Origin of the sequence: Xanthovirga aplysinae (assembly GCF_009711365.1) — a bacterium.
GTDB lineage: Bacteria > Bacteroidota > Bacteroidia > Cytophagales > Cyclobacteriaceae > Xanthovirga > Xanthovirga aplysinae.
In genome coordinates this window covers 1-5,833 of the sequence record NZ_SMMB01000960.1, presented here as the reverse complement: position 1 = coordinate 5,833, position 5,833 = coordinate 1, and the positions used below count along the sequence as shown (strand labels likewise).

The following is a 5,833-nucleotide window of genomic DNA, read 5'->3' as shown; positions in this document are numbered from 1 at the left end:
TTCAAACTATTCAAAATTCAAATAAAGAGTCAGTTTGTGAATTTTTAAGCTTTTAAGCGGCTTACTAAAAAACAACTCATCAGGAATCTCCGATGCATCTCCAAGCACATTGGTTAGTCCCAAAGAATACCGCAATTCGGGGGCAAACTTAAAAAGTGGAAAATATTGATCCAAACCTACTCCCAATTCCAGAGATAGTCCTGTATTCTTAACAAAAAGTTCTTCCTCAAAATTAATTTCTTCTTTCTTGTTGTTGGAAGCCAAAACACTTGCTGCAACTCCTCCAATTAAATACATTCTAGTATTCCCTCTTCTTATGGATTTGTACTTTAATAGCAAAGGAAATTCCACGGTGGTTTGATCTACTGGTAAGGGATTTGGATATTCAGAATCAGGGTCTTTAGGAATATAAGACAACTGATACTCATCAAAACTTACCTGTGGTAGAAAACGCAGGTCAAACTGATCATGAAGCCTAAGATTTACAATAAATCCCAAGGAAAACCCTGGTCGTAAAGGCCCCATCACTGCTCCTAAAGCCCTCAAATCAGAATCTTGTTGGTCTTCAATAAAAGCATCAGCATAACGCGCCTGGTACTTTGCTGTATGTAACCCAATTTGAAAACCATAATGCAGCCAACGATTATCATAATTGGGCAAATTGGTAGTTTTCACATTTTGCCCATAACCATCTGCAGAACAGACCAATAAGAGGAGAAACAGAAAAGCTCCTATTTTTTGCCCATGTATATAGAGCTTATTCCAAAGGTTAAAGTTTTGCATTTTGTCGTTTTAAATCCAACTTTTTGTAGGATATCCAGAAACCGATCCCCATCAGGAAAAGCCTGCACAGATTCGGGAAGATAAGTATAGGCTGCATTATCTTTAGAGATTATTCGGCCTATTATCGGTAAAACATTACTAAAATAAAAATTATATATCTGTTTAAAAGGAAATGCCGAAGGTTTCGAAAACTCAACAATTAAAATTGTCCCACCAGGTTTCAATACACGAAACATATCGGCTAGTCCCTTCTCTAAATTTTCAAAATTCCTCACACCAAATGAGGCTATAACGGAATCAAAGGTATTATCTTCGAATAATAATCTTTCCGAATCTCCCAATTGAAGTTCAATTTTATCCTCCAACTTCAATTTTTTAATCTTTTCACGCCCCACATTTAACATTCCCTCTGAAATGTCCACCCCAATCACTTTATCTGGGTTCAATGCCAGAGCCTCAACTGCAAAATCCCCTGTCCCAGTGGCAATATCCAAAATCATTTTCGGATTTTCCACTTTCAGCTGCCTGATCGCTTTTTTCCTCCAATAAATGTCTATTCCCATGCTCAGCAAATGATTCAACAAATCATAGCGCTTACTTACGTTATTGAACATGGTGGCTATTTGCTCCTTTTTCCCAACCTTCTCTTCCTTGTACGGTACAACAGACATAAAAATAAATTTGAATAAAGGGAATGATCCCGAATTTGTCACTTTCGATCTTAGGTGCAAAAGTAACAACTAAAGCTTAGGCATTATAATTCTGACTTGAATTTATTCCTACCAATGGAGCTGACCACAAAATGTTTTTATATTTTTACACTCTCCTCCATTATTCCCAATTCAGTTTACAACAGAAGTTCTAGAAATTGTTTTTGGGAAAAAGTAGTAATACCTTCCACCTTTAAACCCACATCCATAAAGCGCTGAAAATCAACATACAAAAACTATATTTATCAAAAAAAATAAGATTGAAAATATCATTAAAATACAGCTCTTTAGTTTTATTATGCCCAAATCTTTTTCCTAATTTTCAGTAATTAGTTCTATACACCGGTTAAAATTTTCACTTCCACCCTCCGATTCAGTTCTCTACCCCCTACTTCATCATCATTACTCACCAATGGCCGATCCATTCCATAACCTACCACAATCATGCGTGAAGGATCGATGTTCCTGCTTAATAGAAAATCAGCTACCGCCCTTCCCCTTCTTTCGCTAAGCTTCTGATTGTATGTTCGTGCACCTACATCATCCGTATGGCCAGAAATTTCGATTTTCAATTGTGGATGCTCAGCCATTAGTCGAGCTAATTTGTTTAATTCATTATAGGACTCTATTTTAAGAATAGCTTTATCAAAATCAAAATAGATATTCCTTAATACAAATCGTTCCCCACTATCAATAGGCTTCAATTTAATAGTCCTTCTCACGATTTGACTTTCAGTAGTGGCTGCAGGTATAATCAATTTAACATTAGTAAAAATATGATTCTGGCTCTCCACCGAAAGAAAGAAAGGTCTATCATTTTTTTCCAATAGCTCAAATTCATATACCCCTGTATCTGATATTTTACCAATTCGCGACAAGCGACTTTCTTCATTCGTTAGGGTTACTTTGGCGTCTAATGGCATAGAAGAATCCCGGTCTTCTACCCTTATCAATACCTTAACCTTTTCTAGTTCCTCATTATCCGAAGAATTTGCTGAAGACAAAAGCTTATCCTGTTCCTCACCGTCTTCTTTTTCTCCGTTCTTTGAAGCCAACTCTGACTTAAATTGTGGAATGGTTACCATATAGATATCCGTGTATCCCATTCCATCCTCCCGAACAGAAGAATAATACCCTCTTTTTCCATCCTTAGTACTCACAAAGTAAATATCATCGTCAGGAGAATTAATAGGATATCCTAAGTTAATCGGTTCTGTCCATTCCCCGGCAGTGCTATCGTATTCCGATCTAAAAATATCATATCCCCCCATGCCCTGATGTCCTTTACTACTAAAGTAAAGGGTCTTCCCATCATAATCAATAAAAGGGCTTTCCTCATCATATTCCGTATTAATCACTGGGCCGAGGTTGTCAGAAGGCCCCCAATTCCCTTGCTCGTCCTGTTTACTCACATAAATATCAAATCCACCATTACCTCCTGGCTTATTACTGGCGAAAAAAAGTAATTGGTTATCGGCAGACACGGCTACCGAGGTTACAGCATAATTAACAGAATTAATGTTTTTACCAAGAATAGTTGGAATGGACCAATTCTCTTCCCCTTTTAATTCTGAAACAAATACGGAGCCATTGTCATCATCTTTATACAAATAAAGCTGCTTTCCATCAGCGGAAAGAGCTACACTTGATTCATGATAAAGGGAGCTTACGGGGGCTTTTATATTTTTTGCGGATTGCCATTTTCCCTGCACTTTTTTGGACAAATAAATATCTTCATATGGAAAATTATCAGCATCCACATTTTCATTAAGGTTGCCCTTTGCTCTCCTGGAAGTAAAAATCATAATGGTTTCTTCTTCATTCAATACAGGAGCATAATCCCAACCTGGCGAATTAACAGCTCTTCCCAAGTTTTCTATTCGAAGATCATAAGGATTGGCCAAAAACGCTATACCATTTTGGCACTCATAAATTTTCTTCATTACTTCAAGGGGCTCCACTTTATCCCTACCTCCATACTCTGGCTTTTCCTCTACTTTTTGTAAATACTGATCATAAAAATCAATGGCCTTCCCAAATTCCATCCCATATTGATAGCTTTCTCCTATTAAAAAAAGAAGGTTGAAACGATAATCGGGATCCATGTTAAAAACATTAATGAAATATTTTGCGGCCCTATACTTTTCTACCGTCTGTAAAAATAAATCACCCGCCTTAAAATTAGCTTCCAGATTTTGGGGATCTAAATCTGCTGCTATAACATACATATCACGAGCTTCAGAAAAAGCCCTTGTTTCAGCCAAAATTGCGTCTCCCAGTTGAACATATTTCTGGGCTTTTCTTTCATCATCAGCTTGAGCAACAACTTCTTGACAAGCAACTGAATAATAAAATAGAATAAAAAAAAGAGCTAAGTATCTTCTTAACATTATTATAAAAATATATAACTAATCAAGCCTTTCCTCTTTTTATTGAGATAGGACAAAAAACTAATTCACCTTGTTACCAAAATAGAATCATTAATCAAACTAATAAATTATCCTTGTTTTTTCTTACTTCCATCCAAAACAAGAAATAACAGAACAATCCAAAAAGCTTATTAATGACAATGCTTTTTAGAACATTTTGTGAAAAATAACAATTAATAAACATATCCCCATATCTAATCAATACCAATAACAATCCTCATCAGTAAAACACAAATATTTCACAAAATAAAACAAAACAATCATGGTTTACCCATTTTCTAAAGAGTAGAAATTTTCACAAATGCAAAGATTCCTTCCTAAGGAAAAATCAAAATGCTAAATTTGTGGCTTCGTAGTCTTTAGGTAAATCACGCCTCTCTAAAATTTAGGCTATCAATGGAAAAAGAGTTTCCTCCACTAAGGAAATAGAATAATACTTGCAATGAAGATAAAAAATGCCAAATTCGTAATAAGCAATACTGATTTTAAGAAATGTCCACCGCCTAACAAACCAGAATATGCCTTTATTGGTCGGTCGAATGTAGGAAAATCTTCTTTGATCAACATGCTTTGCGACAAACAAAAATTAGCCAAGGTTTCTGGAAAGCCGGGAAAAACCCAACTGATCAACCATTTCAGTATAGATGACAAATGGTATTTAGTGGATCTTCCAGGATATGGCTGGGCGAAGGTGAGCAAAAAAGAAAAGGAAAAGTGGAAGGTAATGGTGAACCAATACCTTGAAAATCGTGAAAACCTTTATTGTGTTTTTGTTTTAATTGACTCGCGCCTTGATCCCCAGCCCATTGACCTTCAGTTTATCAATTATTTGGGAGAGAAAGGGTTACCTTTTGTTTTGGTCTTCACGAAGACTGATAAGCAATCGATCAATAAATCTCAGGCTCAAATTGCCAAGTTTAAGAATGAAATGCTAAAAAATTGGGAGGATTTACCTGATTTTTTTATCACCTCTTCAGTTCAAAAGTCTGGAAAAGAAGAGATCCTCAACTTCATTGAACAAACCAATAAGCAAGCTTAAGAATTCAGGGATAAAAAGGGTAAAAAAAATGGAAAATCCCAATGGAATCAAATAAATTGCGCTCTTGATGCCAATTGAAAATAATTATAATAACAAAAACTAAATTAATGGATTTAAAAGAAATTGCATCTATTTCGGGTAAAGGTGGATTATTTAAAATTGTGAAACCAACACGTTCAGGGGTAATCCTCGAGTCATTGGGAGAGAATAAGGCGAAAATAGTTGCTAGTTCAAATAATAGGATCTCTATTTTACAGGAAATTTCTATATATACCACTGATGCAGAAGGGTCAGTTCCCCTTGCTAATGTTTTTAAAACTATTAAAGAGGAATTTGGGGATGATCCCGGAGTTAACAGTAGTTCTAGTTCAGAGGAACTAAAAGCTTTTTTAAAACACGTTCTTCCGGAATATGACGAAAGCAGGGTGTATGTTTCTGACATCAAAAAAATTGTAAGCTGGTACAAAATTATTTACAATTATGTCCCGGAAATTCTTGAACAAGAAACGGAAGAAAAATAAAGAATCTGAATTTAAGCTTAAGAACTCCCTTGTAGAACTCCTTCTCCAACAAACTTAAAAATGGTGCTAGGGAACGTTGAAGGATGATTAAATTATGTTATTCCTGAAGTATTAAACCAATAAAGCAGAGCCTACTTCTTAATAGGTTCTGCTTTTTGATAAATGGGAATTAGGAATTAGGAATTAGAAAATTTGAATATCAAAGACTAAAAGAGGTAAATAAATTAAGTTTTAAACGATTAGAAATTAAATTTATACCAAGGTCATAAGTATTCATTCAAATGAATGGCCCAAATTAAATTAAAAATGCTCTAGGTTCCATGGCTGAAAAAAACAACCCCGTTTCAGAAA

At 35.3% G+C, this 5,833-nt stretch carries 5 protein-coding genes; 2 read left to right on the top strand and 3 right to left on the bottom strand.

Features of this window, described 5'->3' with window-relative positions; all coding sequences use genetic code 11:
• Positions 1-6: 6 nt before the first annotated feature.
• The 3 genes from porT to E1171_RS09035 form a co-directional block, all read right to left on the bottom strand.
• Entirely contained in the window at positions 7-783 is a 777-nt protein-coding gene (gene porT / locus E1171_RS09045) for a type IX secretion/gliding motility protein PorT/SprT (RefSeq protein ID WP_155205685.1), read from the bottom strand.
• The gene (gene ubiE, locus E1171_RS09040) at positions 732-1,454 is read right to left on the bottom strand and encodes a bifunctional demethylmenaquinone methyltransferase/2-methoxy-6-polyprenyl-1,4-benzoquinol methylase UbiE (RefSeq protein ID WP_155205684.1); all 723 of its coding nucleotides are present in this window, start codon (positions 1,452-1,454) and stop codon (positions 732-734) included. The genes porT and ubiE overlap by 52 nt, the downstream gene beginning before the upstream one ends.
• Before the next feature lie 374 nt (positions 1,455-1,828).
• A complete protein-coding gene (locus tag E1171_RS09035) occupies positions 1,829-3,883 on the bottom strand; it encodes an OmpA family protein (RefSeq protein WP_155205683.1) in 2,055 nt (684 codons plus the stop codon).
• 481 nt (positions 3,884-4,364) lie between these two features.
• Here E1171_RS09035 and yihA point away from each other — a divergent pair, with 481 nt between their 5' ends.
• Together yihA and E1171_RS09025 are read left to right on the top strand one after the other, a co-directional pair.
• Entirely contained in the window at positions 4,365-4,961 is a 597-nt protein-coding gene (gene yihA / locus E1171_RS09030; RefSeq protein WP_155205682.1) for a ribosome biogenesis GTP-binding protein YihA/YsxC, read from the top strand.
• 107 nt (positions 4,962-5,068) lie between these two features.
• The gene (locus E1171_RS09025) at positions 5,069-5,482 is read left to right on the top strand and encodes a DUF5606 family protein (protein ID WP_155205681.1); all 414 of its coding nucleotides are present in this window, start codon (positions 5,069-5,071) and stop codon (positions 5,480-5,482) included.
• Positions 5,483-5,833: the final 351 nt, after the last annotated feature.

What these genes read in the sequence shown, in the direction of transcription:
- E1171_RS09025 (WP_155205681.1), top strand. Translation starts at nt 5,069, where the DNA reads ATGGATTTAAAAGAAATTGCATCTATTTCGGGTAAAGGTGGATTATTT.
- yihA (WP_155205682.1), top strand. Translation starts at nt 4,365, where the DNA reads ATGAAGATAAAAAATGCCAAATTCGTAATAAGCAATACTGATTTTAAG.
- E1171_RS09035 (WP_155205683.1), bottom strand. Translation starts at nt 3,883, where the DNA reads ATGTTAAGAAGATACTTAGCTCTTTTTTTTATTCTATTTTATTATTCA.
- porT (WP_155205685.1), bottom strand. Translation starts at nt 783, where the DNA reads ATGCAAAACTTTAACCTTTGGAATAAGCTCTATATACATGGGCAAAAA.
- ubiE (WP_155205684.1), bottom strand. Translation starts at nt 1,454, where the DNA reads ATGTCTGTTGTACCGTACAAGGAAGAGAAGGTTGGGAAAAAGGAGCAA.